Annotated in this window: 29 protein-coding genes and 1 pseudogene; 14 read left to right on the plus strand and 16 right to left on the minus strand. The window is 68.0% G+C overall.

What is annotated here, in order from left to right; genetic code table 11:
• Window positions 1-9: 9 nt before the first annotated feature.
• Window positions 10-933, minus strand: a complete 924-nt coding sequence (locus SNE34_RS03645; RefSeq protein WP_332614833.1) for a M14 family metallopeptidase — start codon at window positions 931-933, stop codon at window positions 10-12.
• 85 nt (window positions 934-1,018) lie between these two features.
• Window positions 1,019-1,945: a drug/metabolite exporter YedA gene (gene yedA / locus SNE34_RS03650; protein WP_425604445.1), complete on the minus strand. Its 927-nt coding sequence runs from the start codon at window positions 1,943-1,945 to the stop codon at window positions 1,019-1,021.
• Window positions 1,946-2,196: 251 nt separating this feature from the next.
• On the opposite strand from yedA, the gene SNE34_RS03655 reads away from it, so the two are divergent.
• Window positions 2,197-3,276, plus strand: a complete 1,080-nt coding sequence (locus SNE34_RS03655; RefSeq protein WP_425604446.1) for a DUF5694 domain-containing protein — start codon at window positions 2,197-2,199, stop codon at window positions 3,274-3,276.
• Window positions 3,277-3,299: 23 nt separating this feature from the next.
• Here SNE34_RS03655 and SNE34_RS03660 read toward each other — a convergent pair whose 3' ends face one another.
• Window positions 3,300-4,073: a DUF72 domain-containing protein gene (locus SNE34_RS03660; RefSeq protein WP_332614835.1), complete on the minus strand. Its 774-nt coding sequence runs from the start codon at window positions 4,071-4,073 to the stop codon at window positions 3,300-3,302.
• A 269-nt stretch (window positions 4,074-4,342) separates the two neighbouring features.
• On the opposite strand from SNE34_RS03660, the gene SNE34_RS03665 reads away from it, so the two are divergent.
• From SNE34_RS03665 to SNE34_RS03675, 3 genes are all read left to right on the plus strand, one after another.
• A complete protein-coding gene (locus SNE34_RS03665) occupies window positions 4,343-4,741 on the plus strand; it encodes a BlaI/MecI/CopY family transcriptional regulator (RefSeq protein WP_332614837.1) in 399 nt (132 codons plus the stop codon).
• The gene (locus SNE34_RS03670) at window positions 4,734-6,692 is read left to right on the plus strand and encodes a M56 family metallopeptidase (RefSeq protein ID WP_332614838.1); all 1,959 of its coding nucleotides are present in this window, start codon (window positions 4,734-4,736) and stop codon (window positions 6,690-6,692) included. The genes SNE34_RS03665 and SNE34_RS03670 overlap by 8 nt, the downstream gene beginning before the upstream one ends.
• Window positions 6,693-6,843: 151 nt before the next feature.
• Window positions 6,844-7,179 carry a carboxymuconolactone decarboxylase family protein gene (locus SNE34_RS03675; RefSeq protein ID WP_332614840.1) on the plus strand — a complete coding sequence of 112 codons (336 nt, stop codon included), beginning with the start codon at window positions 6,844-6,846 and terminating at the stop codon, window positions 7,177-7,179.
• Between the two features lie 15 nt (window positions 7,180-7,194).
• Here the strand turns inward: SNE34_RS03675 and SNE34_RS03680 are convergent, their stop codons facing one another.
• From SNE34_RS03680 to SNE34_RS03690, 3 genes are read right to left on the minus strand one after another with little or no spacing between them, the layout of a single operon-like run.
• A complete protein-coding gene (locus tag SNE34_RS03680; protein WP_332614841.1) occupies window positions 7,195-7,611 on the minus strand; it encodes a VOC family protein in 417 nt (138 codons plus the stop codon).
• Window positions 7,608-8,108: a helix-turn-helix transcriptional regulator gene (locus tag SNE34_RS03685; RefSeq protein ID WP_332614843.1), complete on the minus strand. Its 501-nt coding sequence runs from the start codon at window positions 8,106-8,108 to the stop codon at window positions 7,608-7,610. The genes SNE34_RS03680 and SNE34_RS03685 overlap by 4 nt, the downstream gene beginning before the upstream one ends.
• Window positions 8,109-8,115: 7 nt before the next feature.
• Entirely contained in the window at window positions 8,116-8,709 is a 594-nt protein-coding gene (locus SNE34_RS03690; protein ID WP_332614845.1) for a DUF6151 family protein, read from the minus strand.
• A 114-nt stretch (window positions 8,710-8,823) separates the two neighbouring features.
• Here SNE34_RS03690 and SNE34_RS03695 point away from each other — a divergent pair, with 114 nt between their 5' ends.
• Both SNE34_RS03695 and SNE34_RS03700 read left to right on the plus strand, forming a co-directional pair.
• Entirely contained in the window at window positions 8,824-9,279 is a 456-nt protein-coding gene (locus tag SNE34_RS03695) for a hypothetical protein (RefSeq protein WP_332614846.1), read from the plus strand.
• Between the two features lie 53 nt (window positions 9,280-9,332).
• On the plus strand, window positions 9,333-10,472 hold the full coding sequence (locus SNE34_RS03700) for a DmpA family aminopeptidase (protein ID WP_332614848.1): 1,140 nt from the start codon (window positions 9,333-9,335) through the stop codon (window positions 10,470-10,472).
• An 89-nt stretch (window positions 10,473-10,561) separates the two neighbouring features.
• Here SNE34_RS03700 and SNE34_RS03705 read toward each other — a convergent pair whose 3' ends face one another.
• Both SNE34_RS03705 and SNE34_RS03710 read right to left on the minus strand, forming a co-directional pair.
• Complete coding sequence (locus tag SNE34_RS03705) at window positions 10,562-11,113, minus strand: DUF3228 family protein (protein ID WP_332614850.1); 552 nt, start codon at window positions 11,111-11,113, stop codon at window positions 10,562-10,564.
• 74 nt (window positions 11,114-11,187) lie between these two features.
• Complete coding sequence (locus SNE34_RS03710; RefSeq protein WP_332614852.1) at window positions 11,188-11,787, minus strand: hypothetical protein; 600 nt, start codon at window positions 11,785-11,787, stop codon at window positions 11,188-11,190.
• Window positions 11,788-11,919: 132 nt separating this feature from the next.
• On the opposite strand from SNE34_RS03710, the gene SNE34_RS03715 reads away from it, so the two are divergent.
• Window positions 11,920-12,795 carry an amidohydrolase family protein gene (locus tag SNE34_RS03715; RefSeq protein WP_332614854.1) on the plus strand — a complete coding sequence of 292 codons (876 nt, stop codon included), beginning with the start codon at window positions 11,920-11,922 and terminating at the stop codon, window positions 12,793-12,795.
• A 26-nt stretch (window positions 12,796-12,821) separates the two neighbouring features.
• Here the strand turns inward: SNE34_RS03715 and SNE34_RS03720 are convergent, their stop codons facing one another.
• The 4 genes from SNE34_RS03720 to SNE34_RS03735 form a co-directional block, all read right to left on the minus strand.
• Window positions 12,822-13,280, minus strand: a complete 459-nt coding sequence (locus tag SNE34_RS03720; RefSeq protein ID WP_332614856.1) for a carboxymuconolactone decarboxylase family protein — start codon at window positions 13,278-13,280, stop codon at window positions 12,822-12,824.
• 39 nt (window positions 13,281-13,319) lie between these two features.
• Window positions 13,320-14,219, minus strand: coding sequence for an RNA polymerase sigma factor SigJ (gene sigJ, locus SNE34_RS03725; RefSeq protein WP_332614858.1), 900 nt, complete (start codon window positions 14,217-14,219; stop codon window positions 13,320-13,322).
• 63 nt (window positions 14,220-14,282) lie between these two features.
• Complete coding sequence (locus tag SNE34_RS03730; RefSeq protein ID WP_332614860.1) at window positions 14,283-14,609, minus strand: NIPSNAP family protein; 327 nt, start codon at window positions 14,607-14,609, stop codon at window positions 14,283-14,285.
• Window positions 14,610-14,678: 69 nt separating this feature from the next.
• Complete coding sequence (locus tag SNE34_RS03735) at window positions 14,679-15,278, minus strand: hypothetical protein (RefSeq protein ID WP_332614862.1); 600 nt, start codon at window positions 15,276-15,278, stop codon at window positions 14,679-14,681.
• A 161-nt stretch (window positions 15,279-15,439) separates the two neighbouring features.
• Here SNE34_RS03735 and SNE34_RS03740 point away from each other — a divergent pair, with 161 nt between their 5' ends.
• The 4 genes from SNE34_RS03740 to SNE34_RS03755 all read left to right on the plus strand — a co-directional run bounded on the left by SNE34_RS03740 (window position 15,440) and on the right by SNE34_RS03755 (window position 18,299).
• Window positions 15,440-16,102: a glutathione S-transferase family protein gene (locus tag SNE34_RS03740; RefSeq protein WP_332614863.1), complete on the plus strand. Its 663-nt coding sequence runs from the start codon at window positions 15,440-15,442 to the stop codon at window positions 16,100-16,102.
• A 42-nt stretch (window positions 16,103-16,144) separates the two neighbouring features.
• Window positions 16,145-17,353: a serine hydrolase domain-containing protein gene (locus tag SNE34_RS03745; RefSeq protein ID WP_332614865.1), complete on the plus strand. Its 1,209-nt coding sequence runs from the start codon at window positions 16,145-16,147 to the stop codon at window positions 17,351-17,353.
• 71 nt (window positions 17,354-17,424) lie between these two features.
• Window positions 17,425-17,922, plus strand: a complete 498-nt coding sequence (locus tag SNE34_RS03750) for a pyridoxamine 5'-phosphate oxidase family protein (RefSeq protein WP_332614867.1) — start codon at window positions 17,425-17,427, stop codon at window positions 17,920-17,922.
• 209 nt (window positions 17,923-18,131) lie between these two features.
• A complete protein-coding gene (locus SNE34_RS03755) occupies window positions 18,132-18,299 on the plus strand; it encodes a hypothetical protein (RefSeq protein WP_332614869.1) in 168 nt (55 codons plus the stop codon).
• 118 nt (window positions 18,300-18,417) lie between these two features.
• Here SNE34_RS03755 and SNE34_RS03760 read toward each other — a convergent pair whose 3' ends face one another.
• Window positions 18,418-19,296, minus strand: coding sequence for a 1-acylglycerol-3-phosphate O-acyltransferase, YihG family (locus SNE34_RS03760; RefSeq protein ID WP_332614871.1), 879 nt, complete (start codon window positions 19,294-19,296; stop codon window positions 18,418-18,420).
• A gap of 22 nt (window positions 19,297-19,318) precedes the next feature.
• On the opposite strand from SNE34_RS03760, the gene trmY reads away from it, so the two are divergent.
• On the plus strand, window positions 19,319-19,984 hold the full coding sequence (trmY, locus tag SNE34_RS03765) for a tRNA (pseudouridine(54)-N(1))-methyltransferase TrmY (RefSeq protein WP_332614873.1): 666 nt from the start codon (window positions 19,319-19,321) through the stop codon (window positions 19,982-19,984).
• A 28-nt stretch (window positions 19,985-20,012) separates the two neighbouring features.
• Here trmY and SNE34_RS03770 read toward each other — a convergent pair whose 3' ends face one another.
• Window positions 20,013-21,305 carry an MFS transporter gene (locus SNE34_RS03770; RefSeq protein WP_332615674.1) on the minus strand — a complete coding sequence of 431 codons (1,293 nt, stop codon included), beginning with the start codon at window positions 21,303-21,305 and terminating at the stop codon, window positions 20,013-20,015.
• Between the two features lie 162 nt (window positions 21,306-21,467).
• On the opposite strand from SNE34_RS03770, the gene SNE34_RS03775 reads away from it, so the two are divergent.
• Both SNE34_RS03775 and SNE34_RS03780 read left to right on the plus strand, forming a co-directional pair.
• Window positions 21,468-21,947, plus strand: coding sequence for a VOC family protein (locus SNE34_RS03775; protein WP_332614875.1), 480 nt, complete (start codon window positions 21,468-21,470; stop codon window positions 21,945-21,947).
• 17 nt (window positions 21,948-21,964) lie between these two features.
• The gene (locus SNE34_RS03780) at window positions 21,965-22,615 is read left to right on the plus strand and encodes a glutathione S-transferase family protein (RefSeq protein WP_332615676.1); all 651 of its coding nucleotides are present in this window, start codon (window positions 21,965-21,967) and stop codon (window positions 22,613-22,615) included.
• 80 nt (window positions 22,616-22,695) lie between these two features.
• Here SNE34_RS03780 and SNE34_RS03785 read toward each other — a convergent pair whose 3' ends face one another.
• Complete coding sequence (locus SNE34_RS03785; RefSeq protein WP_332615677.1) at window positions 22,696-23,910, minus strand: S1 family peptidase; 1,215 nt, start codon at window positions 23,908-23,910, stop codon at window positions 22,696-22,698.
• Between the two features lie 165 nt (window positions 23,911-24,075).
• Window positions 24,076-24,225, minus strand: a pseudogene (locus SNE34_RS03790) (DJ-1/PfpI family protein); the annotation flags it as partial.
• Between the last annotated feature and the right edge of the window lie 5 nt (window positions 24,226-24,230).

The raw sequence follows: 24,230 nt of genomic DNA on the forward strand, positions 1-24,230 counted from the left end.
GTCTAGCGCCTAGCGATGATCGAGCGCGAAATCGATCCCCGCGCATACGGCTGCAACCTGGGCGGCGTTGCATTGCTCCGCACTCGCGCGGGGACTGTCCGGGTAGACCTCGGTGGTGCTGGTGAAGCGCGCGTCGGTGATGCCGGCGCACAGGTGCAGTTGCCTGAGCGGATAGTTGATGACGCCGGGCGCCACCACCTTCGATCCGATGATCTCGCCGTTGGCATCGGCCGGGGCGATGTGGGTGACCTTCGCGACCGCCTCGATGATGGCTTGCTGGAATCCGGGCTGCGGGTTCTCGCTGTCGCCAACCAGATAGAACCCATCGGGGATCTCGCCCGGCTCGTATGGCTTGCCGTCGCGTGCGGACAGCGCCGGGCGGAATTCGGATTCGTCGCTGTCGGTGGTTTCGTGCAGGTCGATGTGGACGAGGACGCGATCGCCGAATGGCGCGACCAGGCCCATCAGCGCCGCCGACTCCTGTGCCGGGCTGTCGGCGTGGAACGAGCGGTTCGGGTCGTTCGCATCGGGGTTCCAGCGATGGATCCGCTCATAGCCCCACGGGCTGACGCAAGGCACCACCACCAGGTTGACGCGGCCTTCGTAGTCCGCCGCGCGTTGTTCCACGAACTGCAGCGCGCCGTGCACGCCGCTGGTTTCGTAGCCGTGCACCCCGCCCGTCACCAGCACGACGGGCAAGTCATCGCGCCAGTCACGGCTCTTGATCGCGAACAGGGGGTAGGTGTCCGACGGGCCGTAGTCCAGTTGTCCGTACTGCACGACGTCGAAGCGCGGGCGCAGGCGACCGATCGTGCCGAGCACGTCCGTCTCATAGCTGCGTCGGCGAGTTTGCCGCGACAGCCACTCGGTGCGTTCAGCTTCGCCCCAGGCGACCCCGGGAGTTCCGATCGGATAATGGAATTGGGTGGTCATGCGTTCGCCCTGCAGTGATACAAGCGCCAGATGATGAAGCCCAGCGTAGGCCAAGCCAACCACCGCCGCGTAACGCCCAAGCGTTTCACCCGGCGCGTCGCGTTCGCGCCAGGGTGATTACCGCCACGCCGACCAGGATGATCGCCATCCCGGCGAGGTCATACGGGCCGACGGTCTCGCCGACCAGCAGCACGCCCAGCAACACCGCCACCGGTGGGTTGACGTAGGCATAGCTGGTGGCGACGGCCGGCCGCGCGTGCTTGAGCACATACAGATACGCGCTGAAGGCGACGATCGAGCCGAACACCGCCAGGTAGACCAGCGCCAGCGTCGCCCGCGTGGTCGGTTCCGCCGGCAGCGTCTCGCCGCTGGCAAAGCCGACGCCGAGCAGCGCCACGCTCGCGCACAGCATCTGCGCCGCGGTGTTCATCGGCCCGGCCGGCATGTCCTGACGGCGGCTCCAGACCGAGCCGAACGCCCAACAGGCCGCCGCGGTCAGCAATGCGATCGCACCCAGCGTTTCGCCGGAAAGTCCGCTGCCAAGGTTGAGCACGACCACGCCGACGAAGCCCACCAGTAGGCCGAGGGTCTCCCGGCGCGTCGGCCACTGCCGGTACAGGCCACCGAACGCGGCCGCGAACAAAGGCATGCTCGACACCGCGACCGCGGCGATGCCCGAGCTCACCCGCTCCTCGGCAAAGCACACCAGGCCATTGCCGAAGCCGAGCAGCAGTACGCCGGTGATCGCCGCGTTGCGCCACTGCAACCGGGTCGGCGCGGCATGCCCCCGCCAGCGCAGGAACGCATACATCGCCACCCCGGCCCCGACGAACCGTACCCCCGCCAGCAGGAAGGGCGGATAGCTCTCCAGCGCGAACCGGATGCCGAGGTAGGTCGAACCCCAGACCAGGTAGAGCGTGAGCAACGACAGCGGGATCAGTACGCGCGGTTCGAGCCAACGCGCCTGCGTGGTGGGCATCGTTGCTGTGCCGGGCATGGACGGATCGGACATCGGCGCGCGTCGTGTGGGGCTGTCCAGTATCCGCGATGCCGGCCTCACCCACCTGCTTCATCGACACGGTCCGCTGCGTGGCGCCAGACACGGCAAACCCGCTTCTGCAGGCGGGGCCGTGCCGATAATCGGGGTTGAAGGGCCGGGCAGTCGTGTAATACCGTAATAGTCACGTATATCAGCAAATCACCACAGCAACAGATTGCGCCGCCGGGCGCCCCTACGACATGAACATCTGGAGGAGTCCGACTTTGCGAAAGACACTGACAACCCTGGCACTGTCGCTTGGCTTGGCGCTGACCAGCGCCGCACAGGCGCAACCCGACCTGTCGAAACTGGACAAGGACATGGCCGGCCCGCGGGCACAGGTGCTGGTCCTGGGCAGCATGCATCTGTCGCAACTGCCCGAATCCTTCGATCCCGCATCGCTGGAACCAGTACTGGAGCGCCTGGCCGCCTTCAAGCCCGACATCATCACCATCGAATCGATTTCCGGCGAAGACTGCGACCTCATGGCGCGCCACCCCACGGTCTACGATCCGGAAAGCACCGCGCGCTTCTGCAGCCACCCCGTCGAGGCCCACGCCGCGACCGGCCTGGACGTCCCCGCGGCCATCGCCGAGGTGAACAAGACGCTGGCGGACTGGCCGGCCGACCCGACCCCGGCTCAGCGCCGGCACCTCGCCGCGATGTTCCTCGCCGCCGACGACGACGCCTCCGCCCTGACCCAATGGCTGCAACTGGCGGACACCGAACGCCGCGCCGGCGATGGACTGGACGCGACGCTGGTCGCACGACTCGGCGATCTGGCGACGCGCGACAACGAGAGTTACCAGATCGCCGCACGCCTGGCCGCCCGGCTGGGATTGCCGCGCGTGTTCGCGGTCGACGACCACACCGGGGACAACCTCCAGGTGCCGGACGCGGAGATACCGGCGTTCGGCAAAGCGATCCGCGCGGCATGGGATTCCGCTGCCGCGCAGAAGCAGCCGCTGCGCGATCGCGAAAAGAAACTCACCGAGCGTGGCGACATGCTCGGCCTGTACCGCTATATCAACCGTCCCGACGTGCGCAGCATCCAGTCCGACGGCGACTTCGGCGCAGCCCTGCGTGAGACCTCGTCCCAGCACTACGGCCAGCGCTACGTCGCCGGATGGGAGACCCGCAACCTTCGGATGGTGGCCAACATCCGCGCCGCGTTCCGCGACCGGCCCGGCGCCCGCGTGCTGTCGATCGTCGGCGCCTCGCACAAGCCTTGGTTCGACAGCCTGCTGGGGCAGATGCAGGGCGTGGATATCGTTGATGTCGAACAGGTGCTGAAAGCCGAATAGACGGCCGGCTTTCCACACCGCCTTCAGACCGCTCCGCCAACCAGGCGCTGCATCCTGGCGGCATCGTCCATCGCGTGCCCGTGCGCGGTGTTGTCGAGGATGCACCACGCCGGGGTACGCACCGTGCCGTGCTGGCGCAATGCCTGTGCCAGCACCTCCAGCGCCGGGTCTTCGTAGCGGCTGTAGTAGATGCGCGGCGAACCGTGCCAGCGCCAGTAGTTCCAGCGGGCCGGAGCGCCCGCGCCCCCCGGTCGCGCCGCGGCAGGCAACCGCGCGGGGTCGGCGGCGACGCGGGCAATCGCGTAACGCGGCCACACGGTGTCCGCCGCCGGCTCGAACCAGCTCGCGTGGCGGGGCTCGCACGCCACCGGCCGGGCGCAGCGGCGCCTGAGCATGGCGAAGAACGTGTTGGCCAGACGCGCATCGAACGCGAGACTCGGCGGCAACTGGACCAGCACCCCGCCCAGCGTGGATCCGAGCCCGGCCACGCCCTCGAAGAACTCCGTCAGCGCATCGCCGGTGCGGGACAGCCGGGCCTCGTGGGTGATCCGCTTCGGCAATTTCACCGAGAAGCGGAACCCCGCGGGGACGCTGGCGGCCCAGCGTTCGAACGTCCGCGGCTGGTGCCGGCGATGGAAGGTCGAGTTGATCTCGGTCACGTCGAACCGCGTGGCGTACCGGGCCAGGTGACTCTCGCCGTCGCCGAACAGATGCGCGTGGCGCGAGGGGATCGACCAGCCGGCGCACCCGATGCGCACGGCGGCTGCCCCGGCCCTGTCGACAGAAGCCGTCGTCATGCCATGCACGCACGCAGCAGAAGGTTCAGCACAACCGTCAACACCACGGAGGCGACGATGCTGACAAGGCAACCGGTAGAACGGACTTTCATCGCGTGAGTTGTCCTGGAGACGGCGCGCAGCCGGTGCGCCACAGTCGAGTAGATTGACCCGCCCGGTGTGCGCGGGTCGTCAGCACCAGACGAAGTGCAAAAAGAAATAGACAAAAAGTTCTAGACAATTTGGTCTAGAACAATTAGCGTGGTGTCGACTCCCTCGCGCATGTCTCAATGGCCAATCCCGGTACGCCCAAACCCACCCCCGCAGAACTCGACCTGCTGCGGGTGATCTGGCGGCTCGGTCCGTCGACCGTCAAGGAGGCCCACCAGGCCCGCCAGGCGGAGCGGCCGGACCTGGCCTACGCCACCGTGCTGCGGCTTATGCAGGTCATGCACGGCAAGGGCCTGCTGACCCGCGACGAGAGTCAGCGTTCCCACATCTACGCCGCCGCGCACGCGCAGGATGCGCTGCAGACCAACCTGCTGAAGGATCTCATCCACAAGGCTTTCGCCGGGTCTGGCAAGGACCTCGTGCTGGCCGCCCTCGATCAGCACGTTACCGACCGCGAGCGCGACGAGATCCGCCGGCTCCTGCAGGACACCGAATCAAACGAGGCCCGCGATGACTGACCTGCCTGCGTTCCTGCCCGATCTGTCCGCCCGGTTGGTCCCCGCGATCGGCCACGCCCTTTTCGACTTCGTCTGGCAGGGGCTGCTGATCGGGCTGGCGGCCGCCGCCCTGCTGCAGTGGCTGCGCGATGCCCGGCCGCAGTTGCGTTATGCGGTCGCCTGCCTGGCGATGCTGGCCTGCGTGTTGGTGCCGGCGGCCAGCGTGTTCGCCGACCTGCTCGCCTCGACGCCGGACACGACTGCGCCGGTGTCCACGTCCCTGTCGAGGGATGCCGCGGCGATCGCGTCGACTACGTTCGACCGGATCTGGACGGTGCCGCTGCAAGGCACGTTGCCGGACGGTTGGCTGCGGCTGGTCGTCGCATTGTGGGCCGCCGGCGCCAGCGTGCTGTCGCTGCGGATGGCGCTGGGCCTGTTGTGGATCCGCCATCTGCGCGCCGCCCCGCAAGGTCCGCTGCAGGCCGAGTGGCAGGCGCGGCTGGATGCGCTCGCCCGGCGCTTCGGCCTGTTGCGACACGTCGCCCTGCGCGTGGTCGACCGCCTCGACTCGCCGGTGTCGGCCGGCTGGCTGCGCCCGGTCGTGCTGCTGCCGTCGGCGCTGCTCACGCGGATGCCGGTGGAATTGATCGAAGCGCTGCTCGCGCACGAGCTGGCCCACATCCGTCGCCACGACTACCTGGTCAACCTGCTGCAGGGCCTCGCCGAGGCGCTGCTGTTCTATCACCCGGTCACTTGGTGGCTATCGCGGCGGATCCGCGTCGAGCGAGAACAGATCGCCGACCGCCTCGCCGCCGACCTCATCGGCCAGCCGCGCCGGCTAGCCCTGGCGCTGTCCGCACTGGCGGACCTGCGCCAGCGCCAACCCGCCCCGCTCCACCTCGCCCAAGCCGCCCATGGAGGCCAGCTAATGTCCCGCATCCAGCAACTCGTCCAGCCCGGTCGCCGCGCCGCCGGTGGTCGCATCGCGTTCCCGCTGGTCGGCCTCGCCGCGGCCTGCATCGCGCTGGTGGCACATGCCCAGGTCTCGGCGCCGGAACCGCTGCCCGCGAGCAGCGCGAACCCGAACGCGCCGATCGCCGCCCCGACCGTCCGCACCGCTGCAACTCCGGCCCCGAAAGCGTCCTCGATCCCGGTACCGGCTACGACCCGGGGTCCGGTGCTGCCCACGCCCGCACCGCGCGCCCAGGTCACGCGCGTCGACGATGGACAGCGCGATGCCTTCGCCCTGGTCCGCCATGGCGAGGACGGCGTGACCCTGTCCGGCACGGGCAACGACCGCGACGAGATCAGCGCCGTTCGCGCCGGCCTCGATCGCGACTTCGTCTGGTTCCGTCGCGACGGCAACGCCTACGTGATCGACGACCCCGCGCTGGTTGCCCGCATCCACGCATCGTGGCGCGACGTCGAACAACTCAGCCCGCGGATGGAATCGCTCGGCGACGAGATGCGCGTGCACAGCGCGAAGCTCGAAGCCCTCGGCGAGCGCATGCGCGAACTGACCACCCACACTGGCGAATCCCCGGAAATGCGCGCCGCCATCGCCCGCATGACCGAACTGGCTGCCCAACAGCACGCCTTGGGCGGCGAGCAAGGGCGCCTAGGCGCGCAGATGGCGCGTGCCGACGAAGCTCGCCGTCGCGCACTGGAAGCGAAGATGGACGCCCTCTCCGAGCGCATGGAAGCGCTGTCCACGCAGATGGAGAGCCAGGGCGAAACCATCGAAGCCGCCACCGCGCGCCTGCACGCCAACCAGGCCCCCATCGAAGCGCTCGGTCGCCAGATGGAGCAGGCCAGCCTGCCGATGGAAGCCCTCGGCAGGCAGATGGAAGCGCTCGGCCAGCAACAGGAGCAGCACGCCCGTCGGGCCGAGCGCGAGAGCCGCACCCTGATCGAAGAGGCGCGCCGCAACGGCTTGGCCCGGCCGGCCCCGCAAGCCAACCGCAGGCAGTAGCGGAGCCGCGAACCTGCAACTGCACGGTGCGCGTACCTCCAGTCACACCCGGGCAACACAAGTCCGCAGATGATCTGCACTGCCCCGCTCGCCGGGATCAACCCGGCTTGCGGGGATTTGTGCCACCGGATCAGCTCCGAAGGAGAACCGCATGCTTGACTGGAACGAATACCGCAAGGAACTCGGACCGAGGATCGCGGAAATCGGCCGCCTGTCGCCGGACACGGTCCGTGGCTATACCACGCTGGCCAATGCCGGCACCAAGACCAACCACCTGGATGCCAAGACCCGGGAGCTGATCGGCCTGGCCGTCGCGGTGACCACCCGCTGCGACGGCTGCATCACCGTGCATGTCGATGCCGCGCTCAAGCACGGCGCCACCCGCGAGGAGATCGCCGAGGCGCTGGGCGTGGCGATCGCACTCAACGCCGGCGCCGCACTCGTCTACTCGGCGCGGGTGATGGACGCGATCGACAACCACGGCTAGGCGCGGCCGACGGGCTCACCCCTGTTCCCGCGGTGCCTGGATCATCTTCCAGCCGTTCCCCGACGGATCGCGGAAACCGGCATCGACGCTGCCGTAGCGGTCCTCCGGCGCCTGGGTGAACTCCACCCCGTCGGCGCGCATCCGCTCGAACGCCGCGCGGCAATCGTCGACGACGAGCACCATCGGCGGCATCGCGCCCTTGGCCACGACCTCGCGCACGGCTTGCACGGTGGCGACGTCGAGCATTGGCTGCTCCGGCGCAAACAGACCGAGCTGGAACGACGGCTGCTCCGGATGCTGCACCGTCAGCCAGCGGTAATCGCCATTGCGCGCGTCGGTATGGACGCGGAATCCCAGCTTCCCGACATAGAACTCGTGGGCTTCGTCCTGATCGCGAACGTACAACCCGACTACCCCGACACCCTGGCTCATGACATCTCCTGTTCTTCAGACCGTGATTCGGACGCCGTCACCCTAGCGTCGGCCTCGCGCCGGCGCTTCTCCGAAACTGCGGTCGTGAGGCCGGGCCGTTTCGCCGCGGCGACGAAACATGCCGGCACCCACTCCAGTTCGTGCGGTGCCGCCTGCTCGCGCGCACGGAAATCGCCCGGACTCTCCCCGGTGATATCGCGGAACGTGCGGCCGAACGTGCCAAGACTGGCCCAGCCGGTCCGGAACGCGATGTCGGTGATGGACAACGACGTGTCGCGCAGCAGTGCCGTGGCGCGCTCTATCCGGCGCGTGAGCAGGTAACGGTGCGGCGGAACGCCGAAGGCATCCTTGAACGACCGCGCGAAGTGGGCCGGCGAGACGCAGCTCACGCCTGCCAGTCGCCGCACGGGCCACGCCTCGTGCGAGGCGGCGTCCATCCGGTCCTTCGCGCGCAGCAGGCGACGCAACAGCTCCTGATCCTGGCCTGCAGGCGTCATCGACGAACTACCGGCCCGTGACCTCGGCCCGCTCCTGCCGCGTCAGCACCCGTGGCTCGACCGCCGGTTGCGACGTTGCCATGTCGAAGAAAGGATTATCGCGATGGCGTTCGCCCAGCCTCGCCCGCAGCACGCCCCACATGATCCGCATGACGCCGATCGCCGTCCGAACCGGCGTGGCCGCCACCACGCCCCTGGCGGAGGCGGTGCCCAACGCGATGGGCCGCGACCCGAACGCGGCATCCAGCGTGTCGGACTCTCCCGCCATGCAACTGGCCAGCACTCCGACGTACGGGAACTTCGGATCCCGTGGCGTATTGGCCAGGGGCGTATGACAGCAGGCCGAATGCCAGCGCAGTAGGCCCTTGGGGCTCAATGACAGGCAGGCCAGTTGCTCGGCGCCCCTGGTAAAGCGCACGCCGGCGGGGCGCATGGCGACAATGTCGGTGCCACCGTTCGGATCGAGCACGTCGTGTTCGCGGTCCAGCGCCCGCGTGAAGGCCTGGCAGTCGCGGCAGTAGCAGACTGCGCGGAGGTAGGTGACAGCAGGCTCGATCTCGCCCTGCAGCGTGCCGCAACGACAACGGAAGGGAATGGTCATGACGAGCCTTTTCGAGGATGTGTTCGGATTCTCAGGCTGCGGCCGGCTCGTCACAAGCCGTGGTCGCGATACCATCGATGCTCCGCTGCCATCCCGATACAAACGGAGAACCGCATGCGAATCCACATGATCGTCCTGGGCGTGCTACTGGCCGCTGGCTGCACCGCCCAGGACAGCAGCACCGCCACCGGCGCCACCGCGCCGCCTGTCGCCGACACCCCCGCCACGGCTCCCGCGCCGACGACACCTCCCCAACCCGAACCGCTGCCCGAACCGCCAGCTGCCAACACCGTTCCCGAGCAGTTCCAGGGCGACTACGCCGCCGACATCGCGGCCTGCACCGCGCCCGGCCATGTCACCCGACTGACGATCGGTGACTCGCGCATCGAGTTCCACGAAAGCAGCGGCGAGATCATCGCGGTCGAGGCCCGTGGCAACGACATCGACATCACCGCCCGGTTGACCGGCGAAGGCGAAACCCGCGAGGCAGCCTCCAGTTTCCGCCTGTCCGACGATGGCCAGACCCTGACCGACACCGTCAACGGCCTGGGGAGGCAGCGCTGCGACTGAGGACTGATCCCGGCTATCGTCGGCCGCTACGCATTGCTGCATGAGGTCCGGTCATGATCATCCGCCTGCTTGCCATCGTCCTGCTGCTGTCCATCGGGTTGCCCACCCACGCCCGGCACAGGGACCTGCGCGATCACGGCATCGCCATCGGCGTGCTGCAACCAGGCCAATGGAACGCGATCACCGACGTACCCGGCGTGGCGGTCGGCCACACGACGATCATCCGCGGCGACGACGTCCGCACCGGCGCCACCGCGATACTGCCGCATGGCGGAAACCTGTTCCGGGACAAGGTTCCCGCCGCGGTCTACGTGGGCAACGGTTTCGGCAAGCTGGCCGGATCGACCCAGGTCGAAGAACTCGGCACCCTCGAGACGCCGATCGTGCTGACCAACACCCTCAACGTGCCAGTCGCGATGGATGCGCTGATCGACCATGCCCTCGCCTTTCCCGACAACGGTGAGGTGCGCTCGGTCAATGCCGTGGTGGGCGAGACCAACGACGGCTACCTCAACGACATCCGTGGCCGCCACGTCGGCAAGGCGCACGTGCTGGCGGCCATCGAGTCGGCGAGTGGTGGCAAGGTCGAACAGGGCAGCGTCGGCGCCGGCACCGGGACGGTCGCGTTCGGCTTCAAAGGCGGCATCGGCACCTCGTCGCGCAAGCTGCCCGGCAAGCTCGGCGGACATACCGTCGGCGTGCTGGTGCAGACCAACTTTGGCGGCGTGCTGAGCATCGCCGGCGTGCCCGTCGGCAAGGTGCTGGGCAAGCATTACCTGAGCGACGAGCTAAATGGCTCGCCCGACGGCTCCTGCATGATCATCGTCGCCACCGACGCCCCACTGGACTCGCGCAACCTCAAGCGGCTGGCCAAGCGAGCGATGCTCGGCCTGGCCCGCACCGGCGGCATCGCATCCAACGGCAGCGGCGACTATGTCATCGCCTTTTCATCCAACGAGTCGGTGCGCGTGCCTTACGAATCCCGCAGCCCGCTGCAACAGGTCGCCGTGCTGCGCAACGACGCGATATCGCCGCTGTTCCTGGCCACCATCGAGGCGACCGAGGAAGCCATCCTCAACTCGCTGTTCCACGCGGAAACCATGATCGGCCGCGACGGCCATGAAGTACCCGCGCTGCCAGTCGACGAAGTGCTGCGGATCATGGAAGGGCACGGACACCGGATTTCGCGCTGAAGCCCTCGGAGGCCGCCGCCATCATCCCTGCCAGAGGTTTCCGTCGTCGGATGCGCCATGCCGCGGATCGGTTGAGCGCAGGCAAACCGTCAGCGCCAGTTCGCGTGCCTGCGCCAGAACTCCGCGCTGCGTGCATACGCCTCGCGATCCAGCGGCACGCCGGAACCGCCCTCCTCCACGCCAAGCGCATTGCGCATCATCGTGATCGGCGCCATCGGGGTCTCCTCCGGCTCGGCGGTGTACATGCAGCCGACCACGCCCCAGTCGGCGGTGATCGCGGTGCCTTCCTTCGCCAGTTGCTCGCGGCTGTAGAGGATGACGATCAGGTACGCCGCGATCGGCGGTTCCATCCCTTCGAACCACCGCACCAGCACCGGCAGCTCGTCGCGGCTGCGTGCCTCGTAGTCCGAGCGCAGCAGGTGTCGGTTGCCGTCGGTGACCGGCACTGCCAGGCAGCGCGTCGACGTCCAGTTGCGATGCACGTGCAGCTTGCAGAACGGCGCATAGCCGTCGAGCACCCGCAGCGGCGGAACCTCGTCGAGATGGCGCTCGAACTGCTCCGGCGTGCAGTCCTGGATGGTGTTGCGGCGCTGCTCGCGGAACAGACGGGAGCGGGCGAAATCGGTGAGGACGATGGACATGTGGTGATGCGACACGACGAAGAAGCGACGATTATCGACGCTGACGCGACGCGACGGTGCGGCCGCTCGCCGGCTCAGGGCCCGCAGGCCAGCGTGCCGCTCCAGGTCCGTTCGGCGCCATCCGCGCGTTGCACCTTGAGGGTGGCGGCATGGCGGGTCGATTCGTCACCGGTGGGCTCGGCTTCGCCGCGGTCCAACACCACGGTCAGCCCCTTGCCGGACAGGGTGATGCCGTCGGCGAGGTCGTTGAAGCCACCCGCCCGGCCATTGCCGAGCAGCTCGGCATAACCGCTGTGGTTCACCACCCCCCGGACCGGGCCATCCGGCAGCACATCGGCACGGGCCAGCAACAACACGGCGTCGTCGGCATCGATAAAGCTGCAGGCCAGTTCGCCCGGCAAGCCGGCGTCTTCCACCTGCGCCGGGGTCAATCCCTCGAGCCTGATCGGCGATCCATCGCCGCCCGTCGTGGTGCCCTCGACATCGGCCGGTGCAGGTATCACGCCGGTCGGCTCCACCTGCGGCGCCGGCGGCTCGGCCGGACCGGTTTGGTCGCCGGTGCTTGTGTCCGCACCCGTTGCACTTTCGATCGGGGTTTCCGGCGAAGTGCAGGAGGCCAGCGCCAGCACGAAGACGCAGAGCAGGACATGTCGGGCGTTGATCTTCGGTTTCATCGGCTCACGATGTCGCAGCGCGGTTGAACGCGGCGTCAATTTACGCCCCTGCGGCTGGCCGTCCGGGCCTGTGCTGCGTCCGATGCGCGGCGGATTGGTTATGCTCCTGCCGGTCCGTCCACAGGCATCCACATGAAACGAGCGGCTCCAATTTTCGCCCTGCTGCTGTTCACCGCCTGCGCTCCGGCACTGGCGCGGGACAAGGTCTTCGATGCGCATGTCCACCTGTGGGAATTCGAAACCTCCCTGCAGCAGTACCTCGATGCCGCCGAGGCCGCCGGCACGCAGGTCGACCGGATCGGCGCGATCCAGGGCGGCAACCACATGGCCCAACACGGCCGGTTGGCGGAAATGCGCAGCAACAACGATCAACTGGTCGCGCTGGCGGCCGATCACCCGAAACTGATGCCGATCGCCACCGTGCATCCCTACGACGGCGCCGCCGCGTTGGCCGAGCTCGAACGTCTGGCAGGACTCGGCGTGCACGTGATCAAGCTGCACCCGCACACCCAGGCGTTCGATCCGGCCGACCCGCGGGTGCTGGCGCTGTGCAAGCGTGCCGGCGAGCTCGGCTTCGTGGTCCTCGTCGACAACGCCAACATCTTGGCCGGCGACAGCCAGGCGCTGTTCAACCTGGCGATCCGCGCGCCGAAAACGCACTTCGTGTTCAACCACCTTGGCGGCCTGGGTTTCCGCTTCTGGAACGTGCTGCCGCTGGCGAACACCGCCGAGGGCCTGATGGCCGACAACATCCACTTCGACCTCTCGGCGACGATCCTGCTGGCGGCCGACTCGCCGATCGAGGATGAGTTCGTCTGGACGCTGCGCAACGTCGGCATCGACAACGTCCTGCTCGGCTCCGACTTCCCGCAGTTGTCGCTGGGGAAGACCCTCGAAGCGCTGGAAAAGCTCGACCTCACCGACGAGGAAAAGCGCAAGATCCGCTGGGAGAACGCCCAGCGCATCCTTGGCGGCGCCAAGAGCGGTGTGTCAGGCATCTCCAGGTAGCACACGTCACCCCAGTAAGCCGGGGATCAATGCGCCCCCGGCTTGTAACTCCCGCCGATCGTCCGCGCCGCGATGTTGATCCGGTTGAAGCCGTTGATCGCGACCACCAGCATCGTCAGGTCGACCAGCTCGGCTTCCTCGAACTGCTGCCGCGCCCGCTCGTACAGCACGTCGGACACCGCCTCGTGCGAAGCGAGTTCGGTCAGTTCCTCGGCCCAGGCCAGCGCGATCTGCTCACGCTCGCTGTACGCCTTCGTCTCGCGCCACGCCGGCAGCATGTACAGGCGTTGCTCGGTCTCGCCCGCGGCGCGGGCATCCTTGCTGTGCATGTCGAGGCAATAGGCGCAGCCGTTGATCTGCGAGACACGCATCAGCACCAGTTCGATCAACGCCGGCTCCAGCCGTCCCGCGGTGTGGACGCCCTGGCTGAGGGCGATCAGCGGCTGCATGGCGGCGTAGTGGCGTTGAATGGAAAAACGGGTCATGGGAAAAACTCCTGCGATGAGCGGCCGGAATTGGCCGTTTCAATGCAAGGACGCAGACGCCGCCGGTTTCGTGACAGCCAGCAGCCGGGCCAACTTGCGGGGGTGGCGCAGCGCGTGGATCGCGGTGATGCGATCGCCGTCGCACTCGACCCACATCGCCGCGATCAGCGCGTCGCCGTCGTGCAGGAACAGCGCCGGCTCACCGTTGAGTGTCACCGGCTCGTAGCGCACGCCCGGTCCACCCAGGTTGCGTCCGAGCTGCAGGTACAACCGCGCAAGGCGGTCGGCGCCGTGCAAGGGACGCAGCGTGGCGCGCGCGACGCCGCCGCCGTCGCTGATATGGACCGCGTCCTCGGCGAACAGCGCCCGCAACGAGTCGAGCGTGGGCTCGGCCATCGCGACGACGAAGCGCTGCAGCAACCGTCGCTGCGCCGACTCGTCGACGTGGAAACGCGGGCGACCCTGGCGCAGGCGCGTCCTGGCCCGATGCACGCGCTGGCGGCAGGCGTCCTCGGTGATCTCCAGGATCGCGGCCGCCTCGGCGTGGCTGTAGTCGAACACCTCGCGCAACAGGAACGCGGCGCGCTCCTCCGGGCTCAGCCGTTCGAGCAGCAGCAGGAACGACAACGTCAGCGATTCGCCACGCTCGAGCGCGGCATCGGGATGCTCGGCATCGGGCACCAGCGGCTCCGGCAACCACGGACCGGTGTAGTGCTCGCGCTCGGCCTTGGCGCGGCGCAGGCGGTCCAGCGCCAGGCGCGTGGTCACGGTGACCAGCCAGGCCTCCGGATCGTCGAGCGCGGCCAGTTCCTGGGCGTGCAGCCGCAACCAGGCGTCGTGCAACACGTCCTCGGCGTCGGCGGGCGTGCCGAGCATGCGGTAGGCCAGGCCGAAGAGGCGCGAGCGGTGGTGTTCGAACAGGTCGGTGGCGGTGTCCATGGTCGGATTCTCGGTCAACACATGGCCAGGACGCACGGGCGGGTCGATCCGTGACAGCGCGTGTCAGCTGTCTTCGCCGACTACTTCCGGCAGCAGCGGACGCATGAACGTACGCTCGTAGCGAAGCACGCAACCGGACTCGTCGCGGATCCGGTCGGCGGCGATGAACTCCGGATCACGACCGAACAACGTCCGGTAGTGCTCGTAGCTGGCCAGGCTGTCGAAGGTGAACAAGGCCAGCGCCAAGTCGCTCGCGCCTTCGGCCGGCAGGAAATACCCGTGGTGCCGCCCTTCGTGCTTGTTGACCAGGCGCATCCATTCCTGCGCGAAGCGTTCGAAAGCCTCGGTCTCGGCAGGGTCGATCGTGTAATGCACAACGCAGGTGATCATCGCGGGGTCCGGAAGGTGAAACAGGCAGGTGGTCTTCTTAACGCTTTCCGACCCCGCTTGCACCCCGGTTCATGTCATCGCATCCGCGGCCGCTTCCGTGTCCGCGGCCTTGCGAAACAGCATGGCCGACGCGAGCCACGGCAACGCGAAGCACGCCGTCAGCAGCGCCTCCCGGGCCAGCGGCGGACCGCCCTGCTCGTCGGTGCCGACCGATACGCCGACCGCCAGACCGACACCGGCGGCGAGCAACTGCGCCACCGCCGTCGCGCCCATCGCCCAAGCCATCCCGTGGGCCCGAAACCTCGCCAGCAGCGCACCCAGCGCCGCCAGCAACAACACCCCGCCGAACATCAGGTTGAGCGGATGGCCCTCGCTGCCGAACATGCCGACGGCCAGGTTCACCCAGACCGTCAGGAAACCGGCCACCAACGCGATCCCGAACGCTGCACGGTAGGCGGTGTTGCCGCTCAGCCACGCGGCCAGCTCGTACAGCCCGCAGGCGGTCGCCAGCATGAGGCCCATGACGACGAAATCCGCACCGTCCCAATCCACCTCGCCGGTAAACTGCATCGCCAGCGCGGGCAGGAGCAGCAGGACCGCCGCGGCGCCCCAGATGAAAGGACGCAACCGGTTGCGACCGCGACGGGGGGAAGTGGAAGTGGTTGTCATGATCTGCCTCCGCGAAGTGGACTCCGTAGCTGGAGCTTCTCGCGCATCGATGAAGGGACGATGGGGCCTGCGTGAAGTCATGGCGAAGTCGAGCGCACTCGGAGAATGTCGAACCGCGCCCCGTCCGTTCGTCGCACAGGCAAACCCACCCGGAGCCCCGCATGACCGCTGCCCTTCCCCGCCTGTACGCCCACCCGTTCTCCTCCTACAGCCAGAAGGCGCTGATCGCGCTGTACGAGAACCGGACCCCGTTCGACTATCGCAATCTGGAGGACGCCCAGCCCAACGAGGAGTTGGCAGCGTTGTGGCCGATGCGGCGCTTCCCGGTGCTGGTCGATGGCGGGCGCACCGTGATCGAGGCGACCAGCGTCATCGAATACCTCGACCTGCACCACCCCGGGCCGGTGAAACTGATCCCGGCCGATCCCGACGCCGCGCTCGAAGTACGGATGCTCGACCGCTTCTTCGACAACTACATTTCCACCCCGCAGCAGAAGTTCGTCTTCGACCGCCTGCGGCCCGAGGATGAACGCGACCCGCGTGGCGTCGCCGATGCGCGCACGATGCTGGAGACCGCCTACGCCTGGCTGGACGAGCACATGGCGACGCGCGAGTGGGCCGCCGCCGGCGCGTTCTCGCTGGCCGACTGCGGTGCGGCGCCGTTCCTTTTCTACGCCGACTGGACGCACCCGATCGACCCCGGCTTCAGCCACGTCCGCGCGTACCGCGAACGGTTGCTTGCGCGTCAGTCGTTCAAGCGCGCCGTGGACGAGGCGCGACCTTACCGAGCGTACTTCCCGCTGGGCGCGCCGGACCGGGACTGACTTGCCTGCGGGTCCTGGCCGTGCGCCGCTACCATGCGGCGCATGACCAGATTATTTCCCATCGCCCTGCTCGCCACCCTGCTGCTTCTGGCCTCCGTCGCGCAGGCCGGCGGGCCCGTCGCCACCGTGCGCGTCGCTTTCGACCGCGACGGCATCACCGCCAGCGATGTCCACGGCCTGGCCGACAAGGCCACGGGCCGCGAAGCGACCGCGGGCGACCCGGTGCGCATCGCCTCGATCTCCAAGTTGGTGACCGCGATCGGGGTGATGCGACTGGTCGAGGCCGGCACGCTGGATCTTGACGCCGATGTCGGCCCCCTGCTCGGCTGGCCGCTGCGCAATCCCGCCTACCCCGACACGCCGATCACCCTGCGGCTGCTGCTCTCGCACCGTTCCAGCCTCACCGACGCCGCCGGCTACTGGCAGACTCCACTGGGCGGCCAGCTGCGCGAGATCCTCGACGACCAGCGCGCGTGGGACACCGGCCACGCTCCCGGCAGCTACTTCCGCTACACCAACCTCAACTTCCCGCTGATCGCGCAGGTGATGGAGCGCGCCACCGGCGAGCGCTTCGACCGTCTGATGGATCGGCTGGTGTTGCAGCCGCTGGGCATCGAGGGCTGCTTCAACTGGGCCAGCTGCAGCGACGCCACCGTGGCCCGCGCCGTGGTCATCTACGACGGCGACGGCCAACCCAACAAGGACGATCTGCACGGCGCCCGCCCCGACTGCCCGGTGATCGCCGCCGAGGGCGGCAGTTGCGACCTGTCGCAATGGCGCCCCGGCGACAACGGCGCACTGTTCTCGCCGCAGGGCGGGCTGCGGATCTCGGCCAACGGGCTGGCGCGGATCGGGCGGATGCTGCTGGGCGATGGCGAACTCGACGGCGTGCGCCTGCTGACGCCGGCGTCCGTGCGCGAACTCGCCGCCCCGCTGTGGCAATACGCTCCCGGCCAGGGTCTGACCTTCGAAGAAGACACCGGCGACCTCGGCAAGGGCTTCTTCTGCCGCTACGGCATGGCAATGCAGACCCTGGCCACCCCGGTGGACGGCTGCCGCGACGACCCGTTCGGCGACGGCGTGGCGCGCGTCGGCCACTCCGGCTCGGCCTACGGCCTGCAATCGGGCCTGTGGCTGGACCGCGACGGCGGCACCGGCGTGGTGTGGTTCGCCACCGGCATGCCGGGCGAGCGGCTCGGCGGACGCTCGGCGTTCAGCGCGGTGGAGGAGGCGCTGGCGCGCGGGAACTAAGCAATGGAGTGTTGCCGGCCCCATCACGCCCCGGAAGGTACACCTGCAGGCCCGCGCCCGAGGAGATGACGATGGCCGACACCCAGGAACTCGAGGGCAGGCTCTGGAAAGCGCTTGGTGACGACCGCACCGTCATGCTCGGTGCCACCGGCGTCGAGCCGCGACCGATGACCGCGCTGGCCGAGGACGATCGCACCCCGCTGTGGTTCTTCACCGCCAGCGACACCGAACTGGCACAGTCGCTGGAAGGCAGCGGTGGCCACGCCGCCACCGCCACGTTTGTTGCCAAGGATCACGAGCTGTTCGCCACCATCAGCGGCCACGTGGTCATCGACAACGACCGCGCGGTGATCGAGCGTCTGTGGAACCCGTTCATCGCCGCCTGGTTCGAGCAGGGCAAGGACGACCCCAAACTGCGCCTGCTGCGCATGGACGCCGCCGATGCCCACGTCTGGCTCAACGAGAACAGCCTGCTGGCGGGGGTGAAGCTGCTGCTGGGCGTGGACCCGAAGAAGAGCTACGAGGACAAGGTCGGCGACGTGAACCTGCAGACGCCCCGGTCCGAGTAACCGCCGCGGGCGGCGCATCCCGTAACGCTCCGGTCACCGCGCATGGCGCATGGTTCCCTGGCACTGCGACGCAAAGTCGTAACGGCACTCAGCCGCTGATTCGTTTGTTCGCGTCCCCTACTGAGCCTTCCTCGCCCTGCCCCCGGCAGGGCTTCGGCTTCGGCCGCCCTCGATCCGGCACTTCCGGATCACCTCAAAGGTGACATCACATGAACGACGCCAACAACAACGACAAGAACAAGAACCCGCAATCCGCCGCGCCGGCTGGCAAGGACTCCACCGACCAGCGCAAGGATCCGGCCGCTCCCGCCGGCACCCCGACCCAGCAGACGGGCAAGAATGCAGCTCCGGGAAACGAGACCCCGACCAAGTCGTAACCCGACTGGCATAGCTGAAACGACATCGGCCGGGCTTCCCCCGGCCGATGTCTTCTGCGTGCCCGCCGGGTCGAACAGCGTTGGAGGAAGCCGTTCGCAAGGCGACCGGCCTCCCGGCCTAGCCCTCCAGCAACCGCGCCACGTCCGCATCCTTCTCCCGCCATAACCCGTTCATCCATTGCTGGAACCGGACGCGGAAGGCGCGGTCGCTCTGGTAGTCGCCGTGCAGCAATTCGTCGGGGATCGGACGTTGGCGCACGTGCACATGGATGTCGGGGACGCGATCCGCCAACAGGTCCATCATCGACGGCCGCCCTCCGGGATAGGCGATGGTGACGTCGAGGATCGCGTGCAGCCCTTCGCCCATCGCGTCCAGCACGAACGCCACCCCGCCCGACTTGGGCTTGAGCAGGTGCCGGTACGGCGCGCCCTGCGTCGCGTGCTTGGCCGGCGTGAACCGCGTGCCCTCGACGAAATTCATGATCGACACCGGGATTTCGCGGAATTTCTCGCAGGCGCGACGGGTAGCGGCGATATCGCGCCCGGCCAGTTCGGGACGGCGCGCGATCTGCCTGGGCGTGTGGCGGCCCATGAAAGGGAAATCCAGCGCCCACCACGCCAGCCCCAGCAGCGGCACCCAGAACAACTGCCGCTTCAGGAAGAAGCGCAGCAACGGAATGCGCCGGTTGAACACCTTCTGCAACACCACGATGTCCACCCAGCTCTGGTGATTGGCCAGCACCAGGTAGTGGCCATTCTGCTGCAGCGCCACATCCTCCTGCAGATGCACACGCGTGTGGAGCAAACGGTCCAGCACCCGGTTGTTCACCCCGATCCAGCTTTCCGCCAACCCGGTGAGCACGGGATTGCTGGCCTTGCGCAGGCGGTCGGACGGCAGCAGCGCCTTGACCAGCGCCACCGCCAGCAACGGCACCACGTGGACCACGGTGTTGGCCGCAACCAGCAGGGAGATCAGGGTCACGCGCAATGGGAGCATGGGGGTAAAAGCTTCGGTGGGGATGCGCATTGTCCCGGAAATCGGACTGGATCATCTGTCGGATTTCGACATGCAGTTCGTGGACAATCACCCCATGCGAACCTTTGTACTCAGAGCCCGCGCGGCACCTACCGACAGCGCCAGGCTGCTCGCCTCCGTCGGCACGGACGCGCATGCGGAAATCCTCGCCCACACGCTGATGAACGCGATCTTCGTGGCCCAATCGCACCGGCCCGACGTGGTGGTGTACCTGGTGCTGGAAAGCACGCAGGACTTCTCCCGCACGATCCGCTTCGACGCCAACGCCATGCACGACATCGGCGGCTTCAACGAGCAGGCGCTGCTGGGCAAGATCGCCAAGGCGCTGGACGCCTCACGGGGAATGAGCAAGGAAGAGACGCGACCGGTGGAACCCGGCGTGATCGTGCGCACGGTGAGTTTCGAGCGCCTGGTGCAGGAGCTCGCTGAAGACCACCAGCTGTTCGTGATGGACCGCAAAGGCGCGCCGATCCGCGGGCAGGCGTTCGACGGCAACCCCTGCTTCCTGCTGACCGACCACATCCCGATGCCGAAGAAGACCTTCCACAGCCTCGACCGGCTGGGCGTCACGCGGATCACGCTGGGCAGGACGATGCTGTTCGCGTCACAGTGCGTGGTGCTGATCCATTACGAGCTGGATCAGCGGTAACCCTCGAAGACGCCCACGCCAACGAGGCTTACTTCACTCGCTCACCGGCCGTCGCGCGACCGACGGTCGCATCCGCCGGAGCAGCCCGGATGGCCAGGCGCAGCCGCCCGGTATCCCGCGACAACCTCAGATCGCGATGCCTGACCAGATAGGTCACCGCCACCGCGGCCGCCGCAAAACCGGACAGCGCACCGATCCCCAGCGCCCAGCGCGCGCCGAACCGATCGACCACCCACCCGACCAGCGGCGCACCGAGCGGGGTGCCGCCCATGACCACGGCAATCCGCAACGCCAACACCCGGCCGCGCATCGCCCGTTCGGTGGTGAGCTGCATCATCGAGTTGCTGGCGGTCATGAAGGTCAGCGCCGCCAGCCCGACGAAGAACAGCACCACGCCGAACGACACCGGCCCGGGCATCACCGCCGCCAGCGCCACGCTGACACCGAAACCCGCCGCCGAGACCGCCATCAACACCATGCCGGGCACCGGCCGGCGCGCCGACAGCAGCGCCCCGCACATCGTCCCCGCCGCCATCGCCGAGGTCAGCAAGCCGTACTGGCTGGCGTCGCCATCGAACACCGTGACGGACATGGTCGAAATGAAGATCGCGAAGTTGAAGCCGAACGTCCCCAGCAGGAACAGCATCACCAGCACCGCGATCAGGTCCGGCCGCCGCCACACGTAACCGAACCCCGCCAACAGGCTGCCGCGCGTGCGTTCCGGCAGCGCCTCGGCATGCAGCTCGTGCACCCGCAGACACCACAGTGATACCAGCACGGCCGCGTAGGAGCCCGCGTTGATCACGAACAGCCAGCCCTCCCCGACCGCCGCGATCAGCACGCCCGCCACCGCCGGCCCCAGCATCCGTGCCGCGTTGAACGAGGCGGAGTTCAACGCGACCGCGTTGGCCAGGTCGTGATCGCTGACCAGGTCCGACACGAACGCCTGCCGCGCCGGCGCGTCGAACGCGGTGACGCAGCCCAGCAACAACGCAAATCCGTACACATGCCAGAGCTGAACCGCACCGGATAACGTCAGCAAGCCCAGGCCCAGCGCCAGCAGCCCGGCGGCGGCCTGGGTGTAGAGCAGCAACTTGCGCCGATCCCAGTGATCGGCGGCGTAGCCGGTCAGCGGCAACAGCAGCAGCGGCGGCCCGAACTGCAGCGCCATCACCGTCCCCACCGCCGTCGCGCTGTGATCGGTCAGCACCGTCAACACCAGCCAGTCCTGCCCGATGCGCTGCATCCAGGTGCCCACGTTGGACACCAGTGCGCCACCGGCCCACAGCCGGTAGTTGTAGCTCCCGAGCGACTGGAACATGGTGCTCAAGTGATGCCTGGCGCCTCGGCAGAACGTTTTGCCGCCGAGGCGACCGGAGTCCTCATGCTAACGCGACGACTGTCGATTCCCGCCCCCACCGTTCGTCGATGAAGACAAGCGGGCACTTCGGTCCGCGTCGGCAACCCAAAGGAGACCCACCGCATGACCCCCAAGAACACGATCTGCCTGTGGTACGACGGCGACGCGCTCGAGGCCGCGACGTTCTATGCCGAAACCTTCCCCGACAGCTCGGTCGACGCCATCCACCACGCGCCCGGCGACTACCCGGACGGCCAGCAGGGCGACGTCCTCGTCGTCGACTTCACCGTGATGGGCATCCCCTGCATGGGGCTGAACGGCGGCCCGATGTTCAAGCACAGCGAGGCGTTCTCGTTCCAGGTGGCGACCGATGACCAGGAAGAAACCGACCGCCTGTGGAACGCGATCGTCGGCAACGGCGGCCAGGAAAGCGAGTGCGGCTGGTGCAAGGACAAATGGGGCCTGTCGTGGCAGATCACTCCGCGCGCGCTGATCGAAGCGTGGACCGACCCCGACCGCGCGGCAGCCAAGCGCGCGTTCGACGCCATGATGACGATGCGCAAGATCGACATCGCCACGATCGAAGCGGCACGGCGCGGCTGACCGTCCCCATGAACGGCGTGCCCCCCGTCATCACCGCCTTCGAAAGTTCGCCGGACCGCGGCCGCGGCCTGGCCCGCGACATGCGCGTGCGCTGGGCGCTCGAAGAAACGGGCCAGCCCTACGACGTGCGCCTGCTGTCGTTCGAGGCGATGAAGCAGCCGGCGCACCTGGCCCTGCACCCGTTCGGGCAGATCCCGACGTTCGAGGAAGGCGAGCTCGCCCTGTTCGAATCCGGCGCGATCGTGTTGCACCTCGCCGGCCGCCATGCCGGCCTGCTGCCGGACGACGCCAACGCCCGTGCCCGCGCGATCGCCTGGATGTTCGCCGCGGTCAACACGGTGGAGCCGCCGATCGTCGAACTGAGCATGGCCGGCATCGTCGAACGCGGCAAACCCTGGTACGAAGCGCGCCTGCCGATGCTGCAGAATCGCGTCCGCACACGGCTGGACCAACTGTCCAGCCGCCTGGGCGACGCCGAGTGGCTCGACGGCGCGTTCAGCGCGGGCGACCTGATGATGGTCTCGGTGCTGCTCAGGCTGCGCAGCTCGGGACTGCTGGACGACTACCCGAAGCTGTCCGCCTATGTCACCCGCGGCGAAGCGCGGCCTGGGTACAGGCGCGCGTTCGCAGCGCAGCTGGCGGTGTTCACCGGCAAGCCGGCCGGTTAGCAGCCCTCCGCTGCATCCTGCAGCCCCAAAAAAGACGCCCCGGCGAACCGGGGCGTCTTTCGACAATCATCCGCACCTGATCAGTTAGTCACCAGACTCAGGTTGTAGGTCTGCAGGATCGGCAGCAGCGGTTGGAAGAAGCTGCGGGTGCGCCGGTTGGGCTGCTTGCCCTTGCAGCTGCCGCTTCCGCCCGACAACACGCCCTGGGCCTGGCCGGGACCGGTGATGAACGAACCGCCCGAGTCCCCGCCCTCCGAACACGCGGTCGTGCGCGTCAGGTTGAGGATCGTTTCGCCACTGCTGTAATTGACCGTCTGGTTCTTGGCCTCGATCGTGCCGCAGCGCCAGCCCGACGTGCGGCCGGAACGGCAGATCGCGGCGCCGACGGCGGCTTCGGTGCTGCCGTTGACGGTGGCATCACCGCTGCCCCAACCGTAGACCGTCGGCAACAGCGGGTTGCCGGGATCCACGCTGACCCAGGCGTAGTCGTTGCCGGTCTGCCCGGGCTGCGGGAAGCTGGACGCGGCGAACGAACCGATCTTCGGCCCCGGCGTCCACTGCGACGGCTCGTAGTACACCGGCTCGCCGGCATCGCCGCAGTGGCCCGCGGTGACGAAGGCCGGGGCGCCATTGCGGGTGACGTTGAACCCGATCGAGCAGGCGTAGAGATAGCCGTCTCCCGGATCGCGAAGGTAGCCGAAACCGCCCTTCAGGTCGGTACGCAGGGTCGGCTGTTCGGCCGCGGTGACCAGGCGCACGGTCTGCGCATCTGCGCCGCTGGCGGCGACGTAATCGATGCCGGCCTGCTGCTGGCCCTTGCCGACGGTCACCACGACCGTATTGCTCGGCAGGTCGACGTACCACCCGTACACGCCCTTGGGCACCTTGGCGCCATGCGCGAGCAGGCTGTCGAGCCGCGCCTTGGACGCGTCGAGCTTCGCCTTGGCGTGGCGCACGCTGCGGAACTCGACATCGCCGGCGCCCTTCTGCGGACGCATCGACGTGGTCGCGACGACCAGCTGGAAGCTGCCGTCCGGCTTGCGCTCGATCCAGCTGCCGCCATAGCTGCGACCTTGCGCCTTGGCGAGCTGCTCCTGCTGCAGCGCCGACAGGCGTTCGACCTTGAGGTACTGCGCCAACTGGGCCGTACTCAGCCCGAGGTCACGCTGCATCGCGGCGCGCACCGATGGCGAAACATCGGACGGTGCCGCGGCATGCGCCGACATGGCGAGAACGAGCGGAAGCGAAGAAAGGACGTACAGGCCGCGCTTGGCCAGGGAAGAGAACTTGCGCATCGAGTGACCCCTTTTTGCAGATGGAGTGGACTTGCCCGAGCCGGATTCCTGACTGAACGACAGCTGTAGAAGCGGCCCTGCGGCGCATCTGCGCATGGGTTTGCGTAAGGCTTCGTGAAGGCTGGCGATCTCCGTCAGCTGCGCGGCGCGTGCCGGCCCTCCGCGAATCTTCCTGCAGAACGCCGGAAGATCATCCGGCTTGCGGCTGGACACGATGCCCTTATCGGTGACTACCTCTTCGTCGACCACCTCTGCACCGGCATTGCGCAGGTCGGTGCGCACGCTGGGCCACGAGGTCATGCGGCGGCCACGGACCCTGC

The organism is Novilysobacter erysipheiresistens (genome assembly GCF_036663935.1).
Lineage (GTDB): Bacteria > Pseudomonadota > Gammaproteobacteria > Xanthomonadales > Xanthomonadaceae > Novilysobacter > Novilysobacter erysipheiresistens.